This window comes from Castellaniella denitrificans (genome assembly GCF_042653765.1).
Lineage (GTDB): Bacteria > Pseudomonadota > Gammaproteobacteria > Burkholderiales > Burkholderiaceae_B > Castellaniella > Castellaniella denitrificans.
Window position 1 is genome coordinate 736,694 of the sequence record NZ_JBHSEZ010000001.1, and the last position, 22,515, is coordinate 759,208.

The window sequence follows — 22,515 nt, forward strand, 5'->3', positions numbered from 1 at the left end:
CGCAGGGCCTTCAGTGCGCCTCTGATGGGCGGTGTCGCGGACTAAGGTACAGGCAGCGGCCCGCCCCCGACTGTCGCACGTATGACATTCGATCTCGATCTAGGGTAAGTCCCCATGAACCTGACTCAGGCTTTGCCGGCGCGCGCCGCCTGGTTCGACCTGCTGGACGACGAGCAGCAGGCGCGCGTCCTGCAGGACACCGCCGTGGCGCACGTCGAGGCCGGCACCATCGTCGAGCACAAGGGCGTGGTCGCCTGCTCCTGGATCGGCGTGCTCGACGGGCTGGTGAAAGTGTCGGTGGGCAACGCCGACGGCAAGCTGGCGTCCCTGACCGGGGTGCCGGCCGGCGGCTGGATCGGCGAAGGCTCGCTGCTGAAGCGGGAAGCCCGCAAGTACGACATCATCGCCCTGCGCCGCAGCACCATCGCCCGCCTGCGCGGCGACACGTTCTACTGGCTGCTGGACGCCAGCATCCCCTTCAACCGCTACCTGCTGCACCAGTTGAACGAACGGGTGGCGCAGTTCATCGGCAAGGCCGAATACGACCGCCTGCTGGCCCCCGACGCCCGCGTGGCGCGCTGCCTGGCGGAACTGTTCAATCCGCTGCTGTACCCTGGCAATTCGATGCGCCTGGAAATCACCCAGGAGGAAATCGGCTTCCTGGCGCGCATTTCCCGCCAGCGCACCAACCAGGCCCTGCGCGCGCTGGAAGCCGCGCGATTGCTCAGGGTCGAATACGGCGCCGTCCAGGTGCTGGACCTGGACGGGCTGAAGCACTACACGGGCTCGGAAGACGTTCAGTGCCCGCCCAGGTAGGCCGCGGCCACGGCGGGATCGTTGCGCAGCCGCTGCGCGGGGCCTTCGACGGCGATGCGGCCGTTTTCCAGCACGTAGCCGTAGTCCGCGACCGCCAGCGCCGCCGCGGCGAACTGTTCCACCAGCAGCATCGTCACGCCCTCGGACTTCAGGCGCGAGATGATGCGGAACACCTCGTCGACCAGGATGGGGGCCAGCCCCATCGACGGCTCGTCCAGCAGCACGACCTCGGGGTCGAGCATGACCGCGCGCGCCATGGCCAGCATCTGCTGCTCGCCGCCCGACAGGGTGCCCGCCAGCTGCGCGCGCCGTTCCTTCAGGCGCGGGAACAGGTCCAGGGCGCGATCCAGGTCGCGGGCCACGTCGCCGCGCGCGCGGCTGCCCGTCAGGCGCGGAAAGGCGCCCAGCAGCAGGTTGTCCGTGACGCTCAGCGTGGGGAAGACGCGCCGGCCTTCGGGGGAATGCGCCAGGCCCAGGCGGGCGATCCGGTGGGATTCCAGCCCCTGGATCGCCCGGTTGCCCAGGACGATGGTGCCCGCCGAAGGCCGCAGCATGCCGGACACGGCCCGCATGGTGGTGGTCTTGCCCGCCCCGTTGGACCCGATCAGGGTCACGACCTTGCCGGCGGGCACGTCCAGGCTGATGCCGTGCAGCACCTTGACCTTGCCGTAGCCAGCTTCCAGGTTCTCGATCTTCAGCATGCCTGCGCTCCCGCCTGTTCACCGCCCAGATAGGCCTCCACGACCCGGGGGTCGGCCTGCACGTCGGCGGGCAGCCCCTCGGCGATCTTCTGTCCGAAATCCAGCACCGACACCGCGTCGCAGACCCCCATCACCACGTCCATGTGGTGCTCGATCAGGATCACGGTGAGGCCGCGCGCCTTGAGCTTGCGCATGATGTCCAGCAGTTCCTCGATGTCCGGGGCCGTCAGGCCGGCCGCCGGCTCGTCGAGCAGCAGCAGCTGGGGGTCGAGCGCCAGGGCGCGAGCGATTTCCAGCAGGCGCTGCTTGCCGTAGGGCAGGTTGCGCGCCTCTTCGTGGGCCAGCGGCGCCAGGCCGACGAATTCCAGCAGTCCGAGCGCCCGGGCGCGGGCCTGGCGTTCTTCCCGCCGCCAGCCGGGCGTGCGCAGCGCGACGCCCGCCAGCCCGCTGCCGAAGGAATGATGCAGCCCGACCAGCACGTTTTCCAGCGCGCTCATCTCGCCGAAGAGCTGCACGTTCTGGAAGGTGCGCGCCACGCCCCGCGAGGCGATCTGCGCGGAGGTCAGGCCGGCCAGGTCGCGGCCGGCGAAGACCACGGAACCGGACGTGGGCATGTAGATGCCCGTCAGCACGTTCATCATGGTGCTCTTGCCCGAACCGTTGGGGCCGATCAGCCCGTGGATCGTGCCGCGCCGCACTTCCAGGTCGACCCCGTTGAGCGCCTTGAGCCCGCCGAACTGCATCACGGCCTGGCCGACGGCGAGCAGCACGCCGTGCGAGGCGTCCGGCAGCCCGCCGTCCTCGGCCGCCGGGACGGCCTCCGCCCGCCCGGCCAGGGCCGGAGCCGGAGCCGCCTGGGAACGGCCCAGCGCGTGCGTCACGAAGCCGACGATGCCGTCCGGCAGGTAATAGACGACGAAGAGGATCATCAGGCCGAAGATCGACAGCCGCCAGTCGGTCATCTGGTCCAGCGCCAGCGAACCGCCGGCCAGGACCAGGGCGCCGATCACGGGCGCCGCCATGCGCGCGGGCGTGGCCCGGCCGCGCCGCACCGCCATCGCGGCGCCGGCCACGACCAGCACCGCCAGGCCCACGGCCAGCGGCCGGAAGGTGGACACGTCGTCGAGCATCTTGGGCAGCAGCACGATGATGGCCGCCCCCAGCAGCGCGCCCGAGCGGGTCTTGCGCCCGCCCATGATGAGGGCCAGCAGGAACAGCACCATCAGCTCGAAGGTATAGGTGTTGGGCGAGATGTATTGCTCGGAATAGGCGTGCAGCGCGCCCGACAGGCCGGCCAGGCCGGCGCTGATGACGAAGGCCACGACCTTGTAGCGGTAGACCGACACGCCCATGCAGTCGCAGGCGATGGGGCTGTCGCGCAGGGCCTCGAAGGCGCGCCCGTAGTGCGAGCGCGCGACGCGCTCGGTGAACAGCACCGCCAGTGCCAGCAGGGCCAGCACCAGCCAGAAGAACTCCGGGCCGCTCAGCATGTGGCCGGCGATGACGGGCTTTTCCAGGCTGATGCCCATGGGCCCCGCCGTGAGGAAGTCCATCTCGTTGATGAGGATCTGGATGATGGTGCCGAAGGCCAGGGTCACCATGGCCAGGTAGGGGCCCGTCACCCGCAGCGCCGGCAGGGCCAGGATCGCGCCGAAGCCCGCCGTCACCACGACGGCGGCGGGCAGCGTGATCCAGAACGGCATGTCCAGGTGCAGGACCAGGGTCCCGACGGTGTAGGCGCCGATCCCGAACAGGCCCGCGTGGCCGAGGGACACCTGGCCGGTGTAGCCCACCACGATGTCCAGCCCGAGCAGCAGGACCGCGTAGATCAGGATGGTCTCGATCAGGTGCAGGTAGTAGGGATTGTCGACGCCGAGCGGCACCATCGCCAGCACGGCGGCCAGCGCGGCGAAAGACAGCAGATGCTTCTTGTTCATGATGGGATCAGACCTTCTTGATGGCGGTCTTGCCGAACAGCCCGGCGGGCCGCACCGTCAGGACGAGCAGCAGCAGGATCAGGCCGGGGACGTCCTTGTAGCCGGTGGAGAGATAGAAGCCGGTGGTGGTCTCGATGACGCCCAGCAGCAGGCCGCCCACGATGGCGCCCAGGCCGCTGTTCAGGCCGCCCACGATGGCCACGGCGAAGGCCTTCAGGCCCAGCACCGCGCCCATGGAGGCGCCGGTGAGCGTCAGCGGAGCGACCAGCACGCCCGCGAAGGCGGCCGTCAGGGAGGACAGCGCATAGGAAAACGTGATGACCAGCTTGGTGTTGATGCCCATCAGGCCGGCGGCGTCGCGGTCGCCGGAGGTCGCCACCACCGCCTTGCCGTAGATCGACACGCGGTTGAACAGCTCGATGGCGCCCATGATCAGCAGCGCGCCCGCGACCACCAGCAGTTCCATCGGCAGGATGTTGGCGCCCAGCACGCTGAAGGGGGTTTCGGACACGGGCGAAGGGAAGTGCAGCGCGTCGCGGCCCCAGATGTTCTCGGCCGTGTTGCGGAAGATGATGCCCAGGGCGATGGTCGCCATGATCCAGCCGAACTCGGACCGCGCCTCGATCGCGGGGCGCACGGCCACGCGCTCGACCACGGCGCCCTGCGCCATGCCGAAGATGCAGACCAGGGGGATCATCAGCCAGTAGCTCACGCCCATCCCGACCAGGGTCAGGCCGACCAGCCCTCCCAGCATCAGGGCGTCGCCCTGGCCGAAGTTCAGGGTCTCGGAGGTGGCGTAGGTCAGTTGGTAGCCGAAGGCGATGACCGCGTAGATCATGCCCAGGGCCACGCCGCTATAGGCCAGTTGCAGAAAAATCGTCATGTTCTTTCCAGCGGGAACGCGCCGCCCGGGGCGAAGGCGCCCCGGGACCGCGCATCGGAACGCGCGTCCCGCCGCGAGGCGGGACGCGGCGGTGCGGCGGTGCGGTTACTGCGCGGACTGGCCGGCGTTGGCGACGCTGCGCTGCTCGTCCTCGGGGTGGGCGAAGACCACGCGGCCCTTGGACACCTCGCCCATGTAGACCAGGTCGGGACCGTCGATGGTCTCGTGGTCGGCCGTCGAGTAGGGTGCCTTGTAGGTCATGATCACGCCTTCGACGGGCTTCTTCAGGCTTTCGAGCGCGGCGCGGATGTCGGCGCCCTTGGTGTTGCCGGCCTGCTCGATGGCGGCCGCCAGCAGCAGCACCGAGTCGTAGCCCTGGGCGGCGGACACGGCCGATTCGATCCGGTCGTGCTTGGGCTTGAAGGTCTGCACGTAGGCGTCGATGAAGGCCTTGCGCTTGGGCGTGTTGGGGTTCTGGATGAAGGTCTGGGGCATCAGGGCGCCGTCGCCGTTGGCGCGCGCCGTGTCGATGAAGTTCGCCATGGCCAGCGTCCAGCTGCCGATCAGGGGCACCTTCCAGCCGAGCTTGGCCATGCCGTTGGCCAGTTGCGCGAGCTCGGGGCCGATGCCGTAGGTCAGCAGAGCCTCGGCGCCGGCTTCCTTGGCGCGCAGCAGTTGCGCGGTCATGTCGACGTCGCCGATGTTGAACTTTTCCACCGCCACCGGCTTGACGCCCAGCTTGTCCAGCGCCTTTTCCATGTCCTCGCGGCCCAACTGGCCGTAGTTGGTGGAATCGGCCATGATGGCGACCTTCTTGAAGCCGCGCTTGGTGACGGCCTCGGCGGCGATCATGGGCGCCTGGATGTTGTCGGCGGCCGACATGCGGAACACGTAGTTGTGCTCGTACTTCGGCGGCAGGAACTGCTGGGTGACCACCGAACCCGTCGCCACGTTGGCGATGGCCGGGATGGCGGCGTTCTGGTAGAAGCGGGTCGAGGCCAGGGCCACGCCGGTGTTGATGAAGCCCACGGTCGCGACGACCCGCTCGCGGTTGATCAGTTCCTGGGCGATCTGCACGCCGCGCTCGTTCTTGGCCTCGTCGTCGCGCTCGACCAGTTCGAGCTGGCGCCCCAGCACCCCGCCCTTGGCGTTGATGTCCTGGGCGGCCAGGCGCACGCCGTCGCGCATGCTCACGCCCATGGAGGAAGACCCCCCCGTGAAGGGCCCGGATACGCCGACCTTGATGGTGTCGGCCGCCTGGGCGGTCGCTGCCAGCGACAGGGTGATGGCCAGGGCCAGGCAGGTCTTTTGGAATGTCATGTCGTCTCCCGTTCTCGATGCGGCCGGCGGACGCGCCGGCCTGTTTCACATGCACGGCGGAAAGTCTATCGACCGTCCCGGAGCGCTGTCGGAAATTGCATCGGGCCAGGGTGGAAAGAAATTCCGCACCCCGGCGCAAGGCCTAGGAAGACTGGGAGATCCGGGCGCAGAGCGCCTTGATCCATAGGGAAAACGCTAAGTGCGCGCCCGTCAGCGGCGTGGAGGCCTCGCGGCACAGGTAGTAGTGGGAATCGGGCGCCGCCCGGATCCCGAACGGCGCGACCAGGCTGCCTTCGTCGAGGTAGGCGCCCGCCAGGCTGCGGCGCGCGATGATGACGCCCTGGCCCGCCCGCGCGGCGGTCATCGCCAGCCCCACGTCGAAGAAGCTCACGCCCCCTTCGGGTTCCGGCCAATCCAGCCCGGCGGCGTCGAACCAGGGCTTCCAGGGGTCCAGGGGGCAGCGCAGCAGGTTCGCGCCGGCCAGGTCGGCGGGACGGCGCAGGGCGCCGTGGCGCGCCAGGTAGCCGGGGGCGCACGCCGGGAACACGGCGTCGCCCGTCAGGCGCTCCGACACCGCGCCCGGATACCGGCCCAGGCCGAAGCGCACCCAGAAGTCCGCCTGCGTGGGGCCGATGTCCAGGTAGGGGATCGACAGCACCACGCTCATGTCGACGTTGGGGTGGACCGAGGTGAATTCGTGCAGGTGCGGGCCCAGGATGTAATGCCCGAAGGTCGGCGTCGTGACCAGCCGGATGCGCTCCCGGGGCCGGGACCGGCGATGCAGGGAAATGTCGGACAGCAGGTGCAGCGCGGTTTCGATCTGGTCCAGGTATTCGTGGCCCGCCGCGGTCAGCGCGACGCCCCGGCTGCCGCGGTCGAACAAGGGCTGGCCAAGCGCGGCTTCCAGCTGGGTGATGCGCTTGCCGATGGCGCTGGCCGTGATGCAGAGCTCTTCGGCCGCCCGGCCGAACGAACCCAGCCGGGCGGCGGATTCGAACGCCTGGATGGTGGCCAGGGAAGGCAGGCGGAGGTTCTGGTGGGCGAATCGGAGCATGTGGCTTCATGGCGACGGGCCGGACGCCGGCCACCCCGCGCCATTCTGGCACGGAGCCCCGCCGCCGCCCATCGGGATTCGCCCCAGCCCGGGACGGTTCCCGGACGGGGCGGGACCGCCCCGGATCGCGCGCTCAGCGCCGGACCAGTCCCGCCGCCGCCGTCTGGTTCGTGGCCGTGTCGATCAGGATGAAGGCGCCCGTGGCCCGCTGGTCGTCGTAGTCGTCCAGGACCAGGGGATCGCGGGCCCTCAGTTGCACGCGGCCGATGTCGTTCATGGCCAGGGTGCCGTTCCAGTCCACCGAGCGCAGCTCGTGGATGTCGCGCCGGGTGCGCACGGCCTGGACGCGGACCTGGGTCAGGCGGGTGCCCTGCTTCAGCCAGTACAGCCGCGCCGGATTCAGCGCCTGCTGGTCCAGCCAGCACAGGTCCGCCTCGAAGTCCCGGTCCAGCGCCGGCTGCGCCTGCGCGTCGACCAGCACGTCGCCCCGGGACAGGTCGATGTCGCGGTCCAGCACCACCGTGATGCTGTCGCCCGGCAGAGCCTGGTCGACCGCCTGCGCGCCGCGCAGCAGGCCCGCGATGCGGGCGGACTCGCGGCTCGGCAGCACCTGGACGGCGTCGCCGACCTGCCAGGCGCCGCCCCGCAACTGTCCGGCGTAGCCCCGGAACGCGTCGGGACCGCTGCCGTTGTGGCGGATCACCCACTGCACGAAGAAGCGCGCCTGCCCTTCCTCGCGCTCCGCGTCCACCGGCAGGTTCTCCAGCAGGGTCAGCAGCGGCGGCCCCTGGTACCAGGGCGTCCGCTCGCTGGGCCGCACCACGTTGTCGCCCGACAGGGCCGACAGCGGCACGATGTGGAAGGCCGGGATGTCCAGGCGCTCGGCCAGGTCGCGGTAGGCCGCGTGGATCCGCTCGAACACCGCCCGGTCCCAGTCGACCAGGTCCATCTTGTTGACCGCCACCACGATGTGGCGCAGCCCCAGCAGGCGGGCCAGGGTGCTGTGGCGCTTGGTCTGCGGCAGCAGCCGGCCGTCGCTCGCCCGGCTGGCGTCGATCAGGATCACGGCGGCGTCGGCCGTCGAGGCCCCCGTGACCATGTTGCGCGTGTACTGCTCGTGGCCGGGCGCGTCGGCGACGATGAACTTGCGCGCCGGCGTGGCGAAATAGCGGTAGGCCACGTCGATGGTGATGCCCTGCTCGCGCTCGGCCTCCAGGCCGTCGGTCAGCAGCGCCAGGTCGAGCCCGCTGTCGGGGGCGCGGGTGTATTTCGAGCCCGCGATGGCCTTGAGCTGGTCGGCGAACACGCCCTTGCTGTCGACCAGCAGGCGGCCGATCAGCGTGGATTTGCCGTCGTCCACGGACCCGGCGGTGATCAGGCGCAGCACACTGGTTTCCGGCGCGGCCTGCCATTGTTCATTGATTGCGTTCATGGTGGGGGATTCCTTTGTCCGGGGCGGGCCGCTCAGAAGTAGCCCTGCTTCTTGCGCCGTTCCATCGACGCCTCGGAGGTCTGGTCGTCCATGCGCGTGGCGCCGCGCTCGGTGATGGTGGTGACGGCCGTCTCGGCGATGATGTCGGCGGGCGTGGACGCCGTGGACGCCACCGGGCAGGTGCAGGACACGTCCCCCACCGTGCGGAAGCGCACGCTCAGGCGTTCGACCGGCTCGTCCTCGCGCGGCGGGGTCAGCGGCGTGACGGGCACCAGCAGGCCGTTGCGGCGCACGACCTCGCGTTCGTGCGCGTAGTAGATCGAGGGCAGGTCCAGGTTCTCGCGCTCGATGTACTGCCAGACGTCCAGCTCGGTCCAGTTCGAGATCGGGAAGACGCGGATGTTCTCGCCCGGATGCACGCGGGTGTTGTACAGGTTCCAGAGTTCCGGGCGCTGGGCCTTGGGGTCCCACTGGCCGAATTCGTCGCGGAACGAGCAGATGCGTTCCTTGGCGCGGGCCTTTTCCTCGTCCCGGCGGGCGCCGCCGATGCAGGCGTCGAAGCCGAATTCCGCGATCGATTCCAGCAGCGTCGTGGCCTGGGCCGCGTTGCGCGAATCATGGGCATGGCGCAGCACCACCGTGCCGCGCGCGATGGAGTCCTCGACGCCGCGCACGATCAGTTCCTCGCCCAGTTCCGCCGCCCGGCGGTCGCGGAAGGCGATCACTTCGGGAAAGTTGTGGCCGGTGTCGATGTGCATCAGCGGAAAGGGGAAGCGGCCCGGGCGGAAGGCCTTTTCCGCCAGGCGCAGCAGCACGCAGGAGTCCTTGCCGCCGGAAAACAGCAGCACGGGCCGCGCGCATTCGGCGGCGACTTCCCGCAGGATGTGGATGGCCTCGGATTCCAGCCAGTCGAGATGGGTCCGGGCGAGAAGGGCGGTGCTCATGATGTCAATGTTTCCGTAGTGTCCGTGGGGATGGGGTCGCGCGGGCGCACCCCGGGTCGTCCGGCCGCGCGCAGGTTGCCGGCGTGCAGGCCGCATTCGCGGCTGTCGCGCTGTTCCCACCACCAGCGGCCGGCGCGCGGATCCTCGCCGGGGTGCACGGCGCGCGTACAGGGTTCGCAGCCGATCGAGGGGTAGCCCCGGTCGTGCAGCGGGTTGTAGGGCACGCCCAGCGCGCGCACCACGCCCCATACCTCGTCGGTCGTCCAGAACGCCAGGGGATTGAATTTGCGCAGGCCGAAGGTGTCGTCCCATTCGGTCTCGGGCAGTTCGACCCGGGTCAGGGACTGCTCGCGCCGCTGGCCGGTGATCCAGGCCGTGCGGCCCGCCAGCGCGCGGCGCAGCGGCTCGACCTTGCGGATGCCGCAGCAGGCCTTGCGCAATTCCACGCTTTCGTAGAAGGCGAACTCGCCATGCGCGGCCACGTGGTCCCGCACGGCCCCGGGGTCGGGACGCATCACGCGCACCTCGATGCCGTAGCGCTCGCGCACGACGTCCACCATGGCCAGGGTCTCGGCGTGCAGGCGGCCGGTGTCGAGCATGAAGACTTCCAGCGGCCGGGAAAGCTGCGCCACGGCATGGATCAGCAGGGTATCCTCGACCCCCATGGACGACGCCAGCAGCGCGTCGGGATGCAGGTCCGCGATGCGCCACAGGCTGGCCAGCAGGGCCTCCCAGCGCGCCGCCAGCGGCGGGGACAGCGACATCGGCACGATCGATCTCCAACAGGACGAAGCCGGCCTTCCCGCCGGCGGAAGCACCCAGTGTGCCCGTCCGCCGTCCTGGCCGGAACGAAAAAAACGTTGGTTCCATATAACCGGAGCCCCCTCGTCCGGCCGATGCGGGCCACAGAATGCCGCCGCCGCACTAAAATGGGGCCGGTAGTATGTCCCTGACTGTTCTGCACTCATTACAAAAGGTCGCACACCATGCCCGAACCGATTTCCCAAGCCCTGCCCTCCTACATGGATCCGGCCCACCCCGGCCCCTGGGGCATCTATCTGGAACAGGTCGACCGCGTCACGCCCTACCTGGGCTCCCTGGCGCGCTGGGTCGAAACCCTGAAGCGCCCCAAGCGCATCCTGATCGTGGACGTGCCGGTCGAACTGGACAACGGCACGGTCGCCCACTTCGAGGGCTACCGGGTGCAGCACAACACCTCGCGCGGCCCCGGCAAGGGCGGCGTGCGCTACCACCAGGACGTGACCCTGTCCGAAGTCATGGCCCTGTCGGCCTGGATGTCGGTCAAGTCCGCCGCCGTGAACCTGCCCTTCGGCGGCGCCAAGGGCGGCATCCGCATCGACCCGCGCAAGTATTCCCAGGGCGAACTGGAACGCATCACGCGCCGCTACACCAGCGAAATCCACGACATCATCGGTCCCAACAAGGACATCCCCGCGCCGGACGTCAACACCAACGGCCAGATCATGGCCTGGATGATGGACACCTACTCCATGAACGAAGGCGCCACCACCACCGGCGTGGTGACCGGCAAGCCGATCTCGCTGGGCGGCAGCCTGGGCCGCGTCGAAGCCACGGGCCGCGGCGTGTACGTGGCGGCCTGCGAAGCCGCGCGCGAATCCGGCATCGACATCAAGGGCGCGCGCGTCGCCATCCAGGGCTTCGGCAACGTGGGCGGCACCGCCGCGCGCCTGTTCCACGAAGCCGGCGCCAAGGTCGTCGCGGTCTACGACCACACCGGCATCGTCCACAACGCCAACGGCCTGAACGTCCTGGCCCTGTTCGACCACGTGCGCGAAAGCGGCGGCGTGGCGGGCGCCCCCGACGCCCAGTCGCTCAGCCCCAAGGAATTCTGGTCGCTGGAAACCGAGATCCTGATCCCGGCCGCCCTGGAAGGCCAGATCACCCGCGACAACGCCGACCTGATCCGCACCCGCATCCTGGTCGAAGGCGCCAACGGTCCGACCACCCCCGAGGCCGACGACATCCTCTCGGCCAAGGGCACGGTCATCGTCCCGGACGTGGTCGCCAACGCGGGCGGCGTCACGGTCAGCTACTTCGAATGGGTGCAGGACTTCTCCAGCTTCTTCTGGACGGAACAGGAAATCAACCACCGCCTCGAAGCCATGATGCGCGCCGCCTACGCGGCCGTGTCCGCGGTGGCCCGCCAGCACGGGGTGTCGCTGCGCACGGCGTCCTTCATCGTGGCCTGCACCCGCATCCTCGAAGCCCGCCAGGTGCGCGGCCTGTACCCCTGATGCGGCCACGCCTGGTCCTGATCGGCACGGGCGGCACCATCGCCGCCACGGCCGGCGACGCCCGCACGCTGACCGGCTACCGGGTCACCCAGGGGATCGAGGCCATGCTGGCGGCGATCCCCGGGGCGGCCGACGTGGCCGACATCCGCTGCGAACAGCCGTTCAACGTGGACAGCCGGGACCTGGGCACCGCCCGGGTCCTGCGGCTGGCGCGCGCCGTGGAGCGCCACACGCGCGACGCGGACGTGGACGCGGTGGTCGTGACCCACGGGACCGACAGCCTGGAGGAAACCGCCTTCTTCCTGCACCTGACGGTGCGCAGTCCCAAGCCCGTCGTGCTGGTCGGCGCCATGCGCCCGGCCTCGGCCCTGAGCGCCGACGGGCCGCTGAACCTGGTCAACGCCCTGCTGACGGCGGCGGATCCCGCCAGCCGCGACCGGGGCGTGCTGGTGGTCATGAACGACCGCATCGTGGCCGCGAGGCACGCGGCCAAGCGCCACACCACCCGGGTCGACGCCTTCGGGGCGGACGGCGAGGGCGTCCTGGGCGCGGTCACCGACGGCCGGGTCCGCTATGCCCTGCGTCCGGACCTGCCCGACGCGGCGGAATTTTCCCTGGCCGGCCTGCGCGCCCTGCCCCCGGTGGACATCATCCTGGATTACCAGGACGCGCCCCCGCACCCCTACGCCGCCGCGATCCGGGCCGGATCGCGCGGCATCGTGGTCGCGTCCATGGGCAACGGCAGCCTGAGCCCGGCCGCCGCGCGGGGCTGCGCCCAGGCGATCCGCCGGGGGCTGGTCTGCGTGCGCGCCAGCCGGGTGCCCGACGGCCTGGTCACGGACTCCGGCGCCGGCGGCCCGCTGGCGGCCCATGCGCTCAATCCCCTGCAGGCGCGCATCGCCCTGCGGCTGGCGCTGGCGCGCGGGATGGACCGCGCTGAAATCGGCGACCTGCTGCGGCGGCTGTAGTCAGTCCCAGCTCAGGACGACCTTGCCGCTCTGCCCCGACAGCATCGCCTCGAAGCCCTGGCGGAAGTCCGCCACCGGATAGCGGTGCGTCAGGATGGGCGACAGGTCCAGGCCGCTCTGCAGCATGGCGACCATCTTGTACCAGGTCTCGAACATCTGGCGGCCGTAGATGCCCTTGATCTCCAGGCCCTTGAAGATCACCTGGCTCCAGTCGATGCCCACGCCGTCGGGCAGGATGCCCAGCATGGCGATCTTGCCGCCATGGTTCATCTGGTCCAGCATCGAGGAAAAGGCGCTGGGCACGCCGGACATTTCCAGGCCCACGTCGAAGCCCTCGGTCATGCCCAGTTCGCGCATCACGTCGCGCAGGTCCTCGCGGGCCACGTTCACCGTGCGGCTGGCGCCCATGCGGGCGGCCAGGTCCAGGCGATAGTCGTTGACGTCGGTGATGACGACGTTGCGCGCCCCCACGTGGCGGGCGATCGCCGCCGCCATGGCCCCGATCGGGCCGGCGCCGGTGATCAGCACGTCCTCGCCCACCAGGTCGAAGGCCAGCGCCGTATGGGTGGCGTTGCCGTAGGGATCGAAGATGGCGGCCAGGTCGTCGGACACGTCGTCCGGGATGCGGAAAGCGTTGAAGGCCGGGATCGCCAGGTAGTCGGCGAAGGCGCCGGGGCGGTTGACGCCCACGCCCTGGGTGTTGCGGCACAGGTGCCGGCGGCCGGCGCGGCAGTTGCGGCAATGGCCGCAGGTGATGTGCCCTTCGCCGGAGACGCGGTCGCCGATCCGGAAGCCCTGGACTTCCTGGCCGATCTCCACGACCTCGCCCACGTATTCATGGCCGACGTGCATGGGCACGGGGATGGTGCGCGCCGCCCAGTCGTCCCATTTCCAGATGTGGATGTCCGTGCCGCAGATGGCGGTCTTGCGGATGCGGATCAGCAGGTCGTTGTGCCCGATGACGGGCTTCGGGACATCCACCATTTCCAGCCCGGCGGCGGGCTGCGTTTTGGCCAAGGCTCTCATGGAGACTCCTGTTCCTGTATCAGGCGATCACGCCCAGTTCACGTCCCACGCGGGCGAAAGCCCGGACGGCGCGGTCGATGTCCTCGGGCGCGTGAGCTGCGCTCATCTGGGTGCGGATGCGGGCGCGGCCCTTGGGCACCACGGGATAGGAAAAACCGATCACGTAAATGCCTTGCTCCAGCAGGGCGTCGGCCATGCGGCCGGCCAGGGCGGCGTCGCCCAGCATCACCGGGATGATCGGGTGTTCCCCGGGCACCAGGTCGAAGCCCAGCGCCTGCATCTCGCGGCGGAAGTGCGCACCGTTGCGGTGCACGCGGGCGCGCAGTTCCGCGCCTTCGGCGTCCTGGAGCAGCCCGATCACCCGCCGGGACGCCGCCACGATGGCCGGCGCGAGCGTGTTGGAAAACAGGTAGGGGCGGGAACGCTGGCGCAGCAGGTCGACGATCACGGGATCGGCCGCGACGTAGCCGCCCGAGGCCCCGCCCAGCGCCTTGCCCAGCGTCCCGGTCAGGATGTGGACCCGGCCCGCGACGCCGCAATGTTCCGGCGTGCCGCGCCCGCCCGCGCCCATGAAGCCCACGGCATGGGAATCGTCCACCATCACCAGGGCGTCGAACTCGTCGGCCAGGTCGCAGATCGCCGCCAGGTCGGCAATGATGCCGTCCATGGAGAACACGCCGTCCGTGGCGATCATGACGTGCCGCGCCCCGCCGTCGCGGGCCGCCTGGAGCTGCGCGCGCAGGTCGTCCATGTCGTTGTTGGCGTAGCGGTAGCGGCGCGCCTTGCACAGGCGGATGCCGTCGATGATGCTGGCGTGGTTGAGGGCGTCGCTGACGATGGCGTCCTGCTCGTCCAGCAGGGCCTCGAACAGGCCGCCGTTGGCGTCGAAACAGCTGGAATACAGGATGGCGTCCCCCATTCCCAGCCAGCGGGCCAGGTCGGCTTCCAGGGCCTTGTGCCCCGTCTGGGTGCCGCAGATGAAGCGCACCGACGCCAGGCCGAAACCGTCGGCGGCCAGGCCCTCGGCGGCCGCCTGGATCAGGCGAGGATCGTTGGCCAGGCCCAGGTAATTGTTGGCGCAGAAGTTCAGCACCTCGGCGCCGCCGGCCAGCCGCACGCGCGCGGACTGCTGGCTGGCGATGACACGCTCGGACTTGTAGAAACCATCTTCGCGCAGCTGCCCGATCCGGGCGCGCGCATCAGCAAGGAATCGCTGGGACATGATTCACCTTTTGGGGGAATGCATCGGAATGGAAACGCGTGCCGGCATTGTACGCCGCCGCCCTCGCATCCCCGAAGCCCCGCGCATCCCCGGCGCCGGATCCGGCTGTCTTGACATTGTTCACAATCTCGACAACTGATGACAATCCTGCGGGCTGTGCAGCACTTTGCCGCGCCGCGCCCGGCACTATGATGTCCTCTTTTGGCTCCATGCCAGGACGCGCCGGAAACCGTTCCGCCATCGAGGAACCGCGCGCAGCCCAGCCGGGCACCCGGATACCGGACCGAACCCTATGGCCTCTCGCGACCGCACGCACCGCGGCATCCTCCTGCCAGCCCTGGCGCTGTGCCTGGGCATGCTCGCGCCGGCCGCTCGCGCCCTGACCCTGGATGTCGGCATCTACGACCAGAAGCCCGACGTCTACATCGCCCGGGACGGCCGGCCCGCCGGGATCCTGGGCGAACTGCTGAACGAAATCGCCCGCCGGGAAGGCTGGACGATCCGGACCCAGGCCTGCGCCTGGGAACAATGCATGCGGCTGCTGGCCGACGGCAAGATCGACCTGCTGCCCGACGTCTACTACACCCTGGAACGGGCCCAGGCATTCAGCCTGCACCACGTCCCCGCGCTGCACAGCTGGTCCCAGGTCTATGCCCGGCCGGACCATGTCCTGCGCTCGATCGAGGACCTCCGGGGCCACTCGATCGCGGTCCTGGCGGGCTCGACCCAGCAGGACTACCTGAAGACCACGTTCTCGGGCCTGCGGATCGACGCCCGCGCCGACGCCGTGCAGAACCTGGAAGTCGGCTTCCAGCGCGTGCAGTCCCACATGGACGACGCCGTGGTGGCCGATTTCTACGTCGGCGAACTGCTGGCGCAGGAATACAGGCTCGTCGCCACCCCCATCATCTTCCAGCCCACCCAGGCCTACTTCGCCTCCCCGAAAGGCCGGCACCCGGAGGTCCTGGCGGCCATCGACCGCCACCTCAGCGCCTGGCAGGCCACGCCGGGCTCGTTCTATTACCGCACGCTGGACAGCTGGCGCCTGCCGCGATCCCAGACCCTGCTGGACCGCCACGGCCTCTGGATCGTCGCCGGCCTGAGCGGCCTGCTGACCCTGGCCCTGATCGCCACGCTGCTGCTGCGCATCCAGCTCGGCCGGCAACGGCGGCGCCTGCGGCGCACCGAACGCCGCCTGGGCGCGATCATGGACGCCATCGACGCCTCGGTCGGCATCAAGGATCTGGACTTCCGCTACACCTTCGCCAACCGCAAGCAGGAGGAGTTCCTGGGGCTGGGCGAAGGCAAGCTCATCGGCCTGCGGGACGACGAGGCCCTGACGGACGCCGATTCCCTGGACAGCATCCACCGCAGCGACCAGGCCGTCGTGGATTCGCGCGAGCGCAGCGTATCCCAGATGACCATCCGGCCGCCCCACGGCGAACCCCGCACCTTCCTGACGATCAAGGCGCCCATGCGCGGCCCGGACGGCGCCCTGGAAGCCATCTGCACGGTCGCCACCGACATCACCGAACGCCTGCGCGCCGAGGAAACCGCCCACCACCTGGCCGTCTACGATACGCTGACCGGCCTGCCCAACCGGCGCACGGCGCTGGGCCACCTGACCCAGATGATCGAGGCGGCCCGGCAGGGCCGGTCCATCGGCGCCCTGCTGCTGATCGACCTGGACGGCTTCAAGCGGATCAACGACATGCACGGGCACGGCACGGGCGACCAGGTGCTGTGCGGCATCGCGGACCGCCTGCGGACCAGCGTGCGCGACCGGGACCTGGTGTCGCGCGTCAGCGCCGACGAATTCATCGTGCTGCTCGACGACCTGGGCGGCAACGTCAGCGACGCGGCCCGCAACGCCATGCACGTGGCCGAGAAGATACGGCTCGCCATCTGCAACAGCGCGTTCTCCATCCAGGACAAGCCCGCCTACGTCACCGCCAGCATCGGCCTGACCCTGATCCACACCGACAGCCAGACCACCGATACCGTGATGCGCGAGGCCGACATGGCCACCCACCGCGCGAAGCAGCATAGCGGCAACCAGGTCACCTTCTACGAGCAGAGCCTGCAGTCCGAGGTCGAGCAGCGGCTCTGGCTGGAGCACGACCTGCTGCAGGCCATCGGCACGCCCAGCCTCACCCTGCACGTGCAGCCGCAGTTCGGCCGCGACGGGCGCGTCACCGGCGGCGAGCTGCTGGCCCGCTGGACCCACCCCACCCGGGGCGCCGTCTCGCCCGCCCTGTTCATCCCCGTCGCGGAGGAAACCGGCCTGATCAGCCTGCTGGGGTCCTGGTCCCTGCAGTTCGCCTGCGACGCCCTGCTGGCCCTGAGGGAAGAAGGCGAAACCTATCCCCTGTCCCTGAACGTCAGCCCCCGGAGGCTGATGGAGCCCCAGTTCACCGAATACGTCCGCGACACGCTGGCCAGCAAGGGCGTGCCCGGCAACCGGCTGATCTTCGAGATCACCGAAGGCGTGCTGATCCAGGACATGCAGGCCGTGGCCCGGCGCATGCAGGCGCTGTCCCTGCTGGGCATCCGTTTTTCCATCGACGATTTCGGCACCGGCTATTCCAACCTGGCCTACCTGAAGCGCCTGCCGCTGTACGAACTGAAGATCGACAAGAGCCTCGTCCAGGACATCCCCAACGACAGCGACAGCGTCGCCATCGCGCAGCTGATCCTGGCCATGGCCGACCAGCTCAACCTGCGCGTGGTCGCCGAGGGCGTGGAGACCGAGGCGCAATCCCGGTTCCTGGTCGAACACGGCTGCCACGCCCTGCAGGGCTACCTGCTGGCCCGCCCCATGCCGCTCGAGGCCTGGCTGGACGTGGTGCGCGCGCGGCGGCGGCCCGCCGGCGATCCGGCCTGAGGCCCTCTCCGGGGAAGCGGACAAAAGGAAAGGGCCGGCATGCCGGCCCTTTCGACGGGAGGCCGCCCGGCCGGCGCCGCCAGGGCGGGACCGGCCGGGCGAGGCGCCCTACTTGAACATATTGTTGTAGTCCTGGTCCGACGTGCCCGGCGTCTGGCCGTCGGCCCCGGCGCCGTAGCCGCCGAAGTTGCCCATGTCGAGCTTGACGTCCTCGATGTTGACCTGGGGGCGGTCGGCCTTGTAGTGGGTGACCATGCCCGGATACAGCAGCACCAGGATCACCATGACGATCTGGATCGCGATGAAGGGGATCGAGCCCCAGTAGATCTGGCCGGTGGTGACCTTGGCGATGGTCTTGCCGGTGACCCGGTCCTGGTAGTCTTCCTTGGGCGCCACCGATCGCAGGTAGAACAGCGCGAAACCGAACGGCGGGTGCATGAAGGACGTCTGCATGTTCACGGCCAGCAGGATGCCCAGCCAGATCAGGTCGATGCCCATCTTGTCCGCCACCGGCCCGATCAGCGGCACGATGATGAAGGCCAGCTCGAAGAAGTCCAGGAAGAAGGCCAGGAAGAAGGTCAGGATGCTGACCACGACCAGGAAGCCCATCTCGCCGCCCGGCAGGCCGGTGAGCAGGTGCTCGACCCACAGGTCGCCGTTCACGCCGCGGAAGGTCAGGCTGAACACCGAGGAGCCGATCAGGATGAACACCACGAAGCAGGTCAGCGTCGTGGTGGTGTCCATGGCCTGGCGCAGCAGCTTGAAGTTCAGCCGCCGCTTGATCATGGCCATCACCAGCGCGCCGACCGCGCCCATGGCGCCGCCTTCGGTGGGCGTGGCCACGCCGATGAAGATCGTGCCCAGCACCAGGAAGATCAGCGCCAGCGGCGGGATCATGACGAAGGTCACGCGCTCGGCGATCTGCGACAGCAAGCCCAGGCGCAGGACCTTGTTGAGCCCGGCCATGACGAAGGCCGCCGCGCCCCAGACCAGGATGCTGGTGACGATCAGCTCGTCCACGTGCGCCCCGTCGTCCAGCATCAGTTCCACGCCGCCGACGGAAATGCCCACGGCCAGCGCCATCAGCACCAGCAGCGAGGGAATGCCGTGGCCGCCGTTGGGCTCGACGAAGGTGCGCGCCTCGGGCGGAATGGCCGGCGCCAGCTTGGGCCGGAACAGCGCCATCAGGACGACGTACAGGATGTACAGCCCCGTCAGGGCGAAGCCCGGCAGGAAGGCGCCCTTGTACATGTCGCCGATGGAACGGCCCAGTTGGTCGGCCAGCACGATCAGCACCAGCGACGGCGGGATGATCTGCGACAGCGTGCCGGAGGCCGCGATCACGCCGGCCGCGAGACGGCGGTCATAGCCGTAGCGCAGCATGATGGGCAGCGAGATCAGGCCCATCGAGATCACCGAGGCGGACACCACGCCGGTGGTCGCCGCCAGCATCGCGCCCACCAGGATGACCGCGATCGCCAGGCCGCCGCGCAGCGGGCCGAACAGCTGGCCGACGGTCTCCAGCAGGTCCTCGGCCATGCCGGAGCGCTCCAGGATCAGGCCCATGAAGGTGAAGAACGGCACCGCCAGCAGGGACTCGTTGCCCATCACGCCGAACACGCGCTGCGGCAGGGCCTGGAACAGGGCCGGGGACAGCAGGCCCATGTCGATGCCGATCAGGCCGAACAGGATGCCGTTGGCCGCCAGCGAGAAGGCCACCGGGAAGCCCAGCAGCAGCAGGACCACCAGCATGCCGAACATGATCGGCGCCATATAGGCCAGAAACAATGCTTCCATGGTCAGTGCCCCTCATGCGAGGCGGCCTCGCGCTGTTGCGCCTCGCGGGCGATTTCTTCGGCGAGCAGTTCCTCGGCGGACTTGCCCGTGTGCACGTCGCGGGGATCGGGGCACTGGCCGCGCAGGCAGCCGATGCACTTGATCAGGTGCGAGACGCCGGCTGCCACCAGCAGGGCGAAGCCGATGGGGATCAGCAGCTTGGCCGGCCAGCGGATCAGGCCGCCCGCGTTCGAGGACTGTTCATGATTGACGTAGGCGTCCATGAAGAACGGCCAGGACAGCCACATGATGAGCCCGCAGGCGGGCAGCAGGAAGAACAGCACGCCGATGATTTCGATCCAGAGCTGGGTGCGCCGGGGAAAGCGCGAGGCCAGGACGTCGACGCGGACGTGTTCGTTCTTGAGCAGGGTGTAGCCGGACGCCAGCAGGAAGATGGCGCCGAACAGATACCACTGCAGTTCGAGCCAGGCGTTGGAACTGACGTTGAACAGCTTGCGTACCGTCGCGTTGGTGGCGCTGACGAGTACCGCGAGCAGGATCAGCCAGGTCACGGCCCGGCCCACGCGGCGATTGACGGCGTCGATCGCTCGCGACAGGGCGAGAAGTGCATTCATGGTGAGAGCCGATGAAAAAAGTGTTGCGGCCGGACACGCGCAAGCCCCCTCGAGGGGGGCTGGTGCGCGATCCGGTCATGAGCGGCCTTCAAAAGCAGGCCGGCACGAGGCGTCGATTACTTGGCCGCCGTGGCCATGTATTGGTCGAAGCTGCCTTCGGCGATCCGGAACCACGGGATTTCATGGTCGCGGAAGCCCATGTAGGCGTCGTGGATCTTCTTGAAGCCGGGATCCTTGGCGGACAGTTCCGCATAGGTTTCCTGGGCGGCCTTGTAGCAGGCGTCCATGACGGGCTTCGGGAAGGCGCGCAGCTTGGCGCCTTCGGCGATCAGGCGCTTGAGGGCGTTCGGGTTTTCCGCGTCGTAGGTGGCGATCATGGTGTTGGTCGCCAGGGCGGAGGCCTGGTCGAGCACGGCCTGGTAGTGCTTGGGCAGGGCTTCGTACTTGTCCTTGTTCACGTACAGGGACACCTGCAGCGTGCCTTCCCACCAGCCGGGGAAGTAGTAGAACGGCGCCACGCGATGGAAGCCGAGCTTCTCGTCGTCGTAGGGTCCGATCCACTCGGCCGCGTCGATGGTGCCCTTTTCCAGGGACGGATAGATGTCGCCGCCGGCGATCTGCTGCGGCACCACGCCGAGCTTCATCAGCACCGCGCCGGCGAAGGCCGCCGTGCGGAATTTCAGGCCCTTGAGGTCTTCGACCGTCTTGACTTCCTTGCGGAACCAGCCGCCCATCTGGGTGCCGGTGTAGCCGCAGGGGAAGTTGACGATGTTGAACTTGGCGAACAGTTCGCGCAGGAGCTTCATGCCATCGCCGTGGCGCATCCAGGCGTTGTACTGGCGGGTGTTCAGGCCGAAGGGCACGGCGCCGTCGAAGCACAGGGCCGGGTCCTTGCCGTAGTAGTAGTAAGACGCGGTATGGCCGCATTCGACCGTGCCGTTCTGCACGCCGTCGAGCACGCCCAGGGCGGGCAGGATCTCGCCGCCGGGGAAGGCGCGGATCTGGAACTTGCCACCGGTCGCCTCGGACACGAACTTGGCGATGTTTTCGCCGCCCGAGTAGATGGCGTCGGCGCTGCGTGGGAAGCTGGAGGCCAGGCGCCAGGAGATGGCGGGGGATTCCTGGGCGAAAGCGGGAGCGGCCAGGGTGGCGCCGCCAGCGGCCGCGCCGAGGGCAGCCTTCTTGAGGAAGGAACGACGTTGCATGAGAGAGAGCCCCTAAGTTGGTTGGTAAACCGGTCAAATGTGCCGTTTTGTAAACGGTCGAGAGCGCGTGCATGATGCACGAAACTTGAAGCTTCCCGCAATCAGTAATAACGCCTAGTGTTTTTCCCGATTGAATCTGCCAATTTCCATGACGGCAATAGGGAAACCCACCTACCCGGCCGCCCCCGGGCATTTCCCCCACCCGTATGCGACAATGCCGATTTGGTCATCCCGACCCCCCGGCGTGCCACCCTCTTCCGATTCCTTCAGCCTGGTCCGGATCGCCCTGCCGGCGTTCGGCCCTTCCCTGCTCTTCGGCCTGGGCGAAGGCGCCATCTACCCTGTCCTCGCCCTGAGCGCCCGCGATCTGGGCGCCAGTTCCGCGCAGGCCGGCCTGATCGTGGCCCTGATCGGCATCGGCTCGATGATGGCCAACCTGCCAGCCGCTGCGCTGGCCAACCGCTATGGCGAACGCCGGGCCATGATCGGCGCGGCCGTCGTCAGCCTGGCCGCCCTGGTCCTGTGCCTGATCGCCCGCGCCCCCTGGGTCTTCGGCCTGGGCGTCCTGATGATCGGCCTGGCCAGCTCCGTCTTCCTGCTGGCGCGCCAGACCTACCTGATCGAGGCCGTGCCGCCCTCCATGCGCGCGCGCGCCATGTCCACCCTGGGCGGCACCATGCGGGTGGGCCTGTTCGCGGGCCCCTTCATGGCCGCCGGCTTCATCCACCTGATGGGGCTGCCGGGGGCCTACTGGGCCGCCATCCTGGCCTTCCTGGGCACGGGCATCCTGGCCTTCACCATCCCGGACCTCGAACCCCGCGACCGCGCCGCGAACCGCGACGCCCCGCCCCTGTCCCTGGTTAGCCTGGCGCGCACGCACGCCGGCGTCTTCCTGACGCTGGGGGTGGCCACCGGGCTGGTCTCGGCGATCCGGTCCTGCCGCCAGATCGTCATCCCGCTCTGGGCCGACCAGATCGGCCTGGACGCCACGGCGACCGCCCTGATCTACGGGGTCATGGGCGGCGTGGACATGCTGCTGTTCTATCCGGCCGGCCGGATCATGGACCTGCGCGGCCGCCACTGGGTCGCCCTGCCCTGCATGCTGATCATGGGCGCCAGCCTGGTCGCCATCCCCTGGACCACGGGATTCGCCGGCCTGCTGGCGGTCAGCATGGTGCTGGGCGTGGGCAACGGCATCGGCTCGGGCATCATCATGACCATCGGCGCCGACGCCTCGCCCGCCGCCGACCGCACCCGGTTCCTGGGCATCTGGCGGCTGATCACCGACCTCGGCGGCGGCGGCGGGCCTCTGCTGATGTCCGGCATCACCGCCGTCCTGTCGCTCGCCGGCGGCATCACCACCGTCGGCGCCCTGGGCTTCGTCGCCGCCTGGATGTTCTGGCGCTGGCTGCCCCGCAAAACCGCCCTCCCCTGAC

18 protein-coding genes are annotated in these 22,515 nt (G+C 69.2%); 5 read left to right on the forward strand and 13 right to left on the reverse strand.

The features are described 5' to 3' along the window. Positions 1-114 precede the first annotated feature (114 nt). On the forward strand, positions 115-816 hold the full coding sequence (locus ACFO27_RS03495) for a Crp/Fnr family transcriptional regulator (RefSeq protein ID WP_376816019.1): 702 nt from the start codon (positions 115-117) through the stop codon (positions 814-816). Here the strand turns inward: ACFO27_RS03495 and ACFO27_RS03500 are convergent. The 8 genes from ACFO27_RS03500 to ACFO27_RS03535 form a co-directional block, all read right to left on the reverse strand. Beyond that, positions 798-1,517: an ABC transporter ATP-binding protein gene (locus ACFO27_RS03500; protein WP_376816020.1), complete on the reverse strand. Its 720-nt coding sequence runs from the start codon at positions 1,515-1,517 to the stop codon at positions 798-800. The two genes, ACFO27_RS03495 and ACFO27_RS03500, sit on opposite strands and share 19 nt — an antisense overlap. Next, complete coding sequence (locus tag ACFO27_RS03505) at positions 1,511-3,454, reverse strand: ABC transporter permease subunit (RefSeq protein ID WP_376816021.1); 1,944 nt, start codon at positions 3,452-3,454, stop codon at positions 1,511-1,513. The genes ACFO27_RS03500 and ACFO27_RS03505 overlap by 7 nt, the downstream gene beginning before the upstream one ends. 7 nt (positions 3,455-3,461) lie before the next feature. Next, entirely contained in the window at positions 3,462-4,337 is an 876-nt protein-coding gene (locus tag ACFO27_RS03510; protein ID WP_376816022.1) for a branched-chain amino acid ABC transporter permease, read from the reverse strand. A 105-nt stretch (positions 4,338-4,442) separates the two neighbouring features. Next, positions 4,443-5,657, reverse strand: a complete 1,215-nt coding sequence (locus ACFO27_RS03515; protein ID WP_376816023.1) for an ABC transporter substrate-binding protein — start codon at positions 5,655-5,657, stop codon at positions 4,443-4,445. A 142-nt stretch (positions 5,658-5,799) separates the two neighbouring features. Beyond that, positions 5,800-6,711, reverse strand: a complete 912-nt coding sequence (locus ACFO27_RS03520; protein WP_376816024.1) for a LysR substrate-binding domain-containing protein — start codon at positions 6,709-6,711, stop codon at positions 5,800-5,802. A gap of 133 nt (positions 6,712-6,844) precedes the next feature. After that, positions 6,845-8,143 (reverse strand): sulfate adenylyltransferase subunit 1, encoded by a 1,299-nt coding sequence (locus ACFO27_RS03525; RefSeq protein ID WP_376816025.1) that lies wholly within the window; start codon positions 8,141-8,143, stop codon positions 6,845-6,847. Between the two features lie 32 nt (positions 8,144-8,175). Further along, complete coding sequence (cysD, locus tag ACFO27_RS03530; protein ID WP_376816026.1) at positions 8,176-9,087, reverse strand: sulfate adenylyltransferase subunit CysD; 912 nt, start codon at positions 9,085-9,087, stop codon at positions 8,176-8,178. Then, positions 9,084-9,851 (reverse strand): phosphoadenylyl-sulfate reductase, encoded by a 768-nt coding sequence (locus ACFO27_RS03535; RefSeq protein ID WP_376816400.1) that lies wholly within the window; start codon positions 9,849-9,851, stop codon positions 9,084-9,086. The genes cysD and ACFO27_RS03535 overlap by 4 nt, the downstream gene beginning before the upstream one ends. Before the next feature lie 222 nt (positions 9,852-10,073). Here ACFO27_RS03535 and ACFO27_RS03540 point away from each other — a divergent pair, with 222 nt between their 5' ends. Next, on the forward strand, positions 10,074-11,363 hold the full coding sequence (locus tag ACFO27_RS03540) for a Glu/Leu/Phe/Val family dehydrogenase (RefSeq protein ID WP_376816027.1): 1,290 nt from the start codon (positions 10,074-10,076) through the stop codon (positions 11,361-11,363). Continuing rightward, on the forward strand, positions 11,363-12,331 hold the full coding sequence (locus ACFO27_RS03545; RefSeq protein ID WP_376816028.1) for an asparaginase: 969 nt from the start codon (positions 11,363-11,365) through the stop codon (positions 12,329-12,331). The genes ACFO27_RS03540 and ACFO27_RS03545 overlap by 1 nt, the downstream gene beginning before the upstream one ends. Here ACFO27_RS03545 and tdh read toward each other — a convergent pair whose 3' ends face one another. Next, a complete protein-coding gene (gene tdh, locus ACFO27_RS03550; protein ID WP_276808568.1) occupies positions 12,332-13,357 on the reverse strand; it encodes an L-threonine 3-dehydrogenase in 1,026 nt (341 codons plus the stop codon). A gap of 19 nt (positions 13,358-13,376) precedes the next feature. Next, a complete protein-coding gene (locus ACFO27_RS03555) occupies positions 13,377-14,579 on the reverse strand; it encodes a glycine C-acetyltransferase (protein ID WP_376816029.1) in 1,203 nt (400 codons plus the stop codon). 292 nt (positions 14,580-14,871) lie between these two features. Between ACFO27_RS03555 and ACFO27_RS03560 the strand changes: the two genes are divergently transcribed. Further along, complete coding sequence (locus ACFO27_RS03560; RefSeq protein ID WP_376816030.1) at positions 14,872-17,463, forward strand: EAL domain-containing protein; 2,592 nt, start codon at positions 14,872-14,874, stop codon at positions 17,461-17,463. A 108-nt stretch (positions 17,464-17,571) separates the two neighbouring features. Here the strand turns inward: ACFO27_RS03560 and ACFO27_RS03565 are convergent, their stop codons facing one another. From ACFO27_RS03565 to ACFO27_RS03575, 3 genes are all read right to left on the reverse strand, one after another. Then, a complete protein-coding gene (locus tag ACFO27_RS03565; protein WP_376816031.1) occupies positions 17,572-19,260 on the reverse strand; it encodes a TRAP transporter large permease in 1,689 nt (562 codons plus the stop codon). Positions 19,261-19,262: 2 nt separating this feature from the next. Continuing rightward, positions 19,263-19,874, reverse strand: a complete 612-nt coding sequence (locus ACFO27_RS03570) for a TRAP transporter small permease subunit (RefSeq protein WP_376816032.1) — start codon at positions 19,872-19,874, stop codon at positions 19,263-19,265. Positions 19,875-19,990: 116 nt separating this feature from the next. Beyond that, positions 19,991-21,079, reverse strand: a complete 1,089-nt coding sequence (locus ACFO27_RS03575) for a TRAP transporter substrate-binding protein (RefSeq protein ID WP_376816033.1) — start codon at positions 21,077-21,079, stop codon at positions 19,991-19,993. Positions 21,080-21,293: 214 nt separating this feature from the next. On the opposite strand from ACFO27_RS03575, the gene ACFO27_RS03580 reads away from it, so the two are divergent. Then, positions 21,294-22,514: an MFS transporter gene (locus tag ACFO27_RS03580; protein WP_376816034.1), complete on the forward strand. Its 1,221-nt coding sequence runs from the start codon at positions 21,294-21,296 to the stop codon at positions 22,512-22,514. Position 22,515: the final 1 nt, after the last annotated feature.

Coding starts and splice junctions, on each gene's coding strand:
- ACFO27_RS03495 (WP_376816019.1), top strand. CDS start 115: ATGAACCTGACTCAGGCTTTGCCGGCGCGCGCCGCCTGGTTCGACCTG.
- ACFO27_RS03500 (WP_376816020.1), bottom strand. CDS start 1,517: ATGCTGAAGATCGAGAACCTGGAAGCTGGCTACGGCAAGGTCAAGGTG.
- ACFO27_RS03505 (WP_376816021.1), bottom strand. CDS start 3,454: ATGAACAAGAAGCATCTGCTGTCTTTCGCCGCGCTGGCCGCCGTGCTG.
- ACFO27_RS03510 (WP_376816022.1), bottom strand. CDS start 4,337: ATGACGATTTTTCTGCAACTGGCCTATAGCGGCGTGGCCCTGGGCATG.
- ACFO27_RS03515 (WP_376816023.1), bottom strand. CDS start 5,657: ATGACATTCCAAAAGACCTGCCTGGCCCTGGCCATCACCCTGTCGCTG.
- ACFO27_RS03520 (WP_376816024.1), bottom strand. CDS start 6,711: ATGCTCCGATTCGCCCACCAGAACCTCCGCCTGCCTTCCCTGGCCACC.
- ACFO27_RS03525 (WP_376816025.1), bottom strand. CDS start 8,143: ATGAACGCAATCAATGAACAATGGCAGGCCGCGCCGGAAACCAGTGTG.
- cysD (WP_376816026.1), bottom strand. CDS start 9,087: ATGAGCACCGCCCTTCTCGCCCGGACCCATCTCGACTGGCTGGAATCC.
- ACFO27_RS03535 (WP_376816400.1), bottom strand. CDS start 9,851: ATGTCGCTGTCCCCGCCGCTGGCGGCGCGCTGGGAGGCCCTGCTGGCC.
- ACFO27_RS03540 (WP_376816027.1), top strand. CDS start 10,074: ATGCCCGAACCGATTTCCCAAGCCCTGCCCTCCTACATGGATCCGGCC.
- ACFO27_RS03545 (WP_376816028.1), top strand. CDS start 11,363: ATGCGGCCACGCCTGGTCCTGATCGGCACGGGCGGCACCATCGCCGCC.
- tdh (WP_276808568.1), bottom strand. CDS start 13,357: ATGAGAGCCTTGGCCAAAACGCAGCCCGCCGCCGGGCTGGAAATGGTG.
- ACFO27_RS03555 (WP_376816029.1), bottom strand. CDS start 14,579: ATGTCCCAGCGATTCCTTGCTGATGCGCGCGCCCGGATCGGGCAGCTG.
- ACFO27_RS03560 (WP_376816030.1), top strand. CDS start 14,872: ATGGCCTCTCGCGACCGCACGCACCGCGGCATCCTCCTGCCAGCCCTG.
- ACFO27_RS03565 (WP_376816031.1), bottom strand. CDS start 19,260: ATGGAAGCATTGTTTCTGGCCTATATGGCGCCGATCATGTTCGGCATG.
- ACFO27_RS03570 (WP_376816032.1), bottom strand. CDS start 19,874: ATGAATGCACTTCTCGCCCTGTCGCGAGCGATCGACGCCGTCAATCGC.
- ACFO27_RS03575 (WP_376816033.1), bottom strand. CDS start 21,079: ATGCAACGTCGTTCCTTCCTCAAGAAGGCTGCCCTCGGCGCGGCCGCT.
- ACFO27_RS03580 (WP_376816034.1), top strand. CDS start 21,294: ATGCCGATTTGGTCATCCCGACCCCCCGGCGTGCCACCCTCTTCCGAT.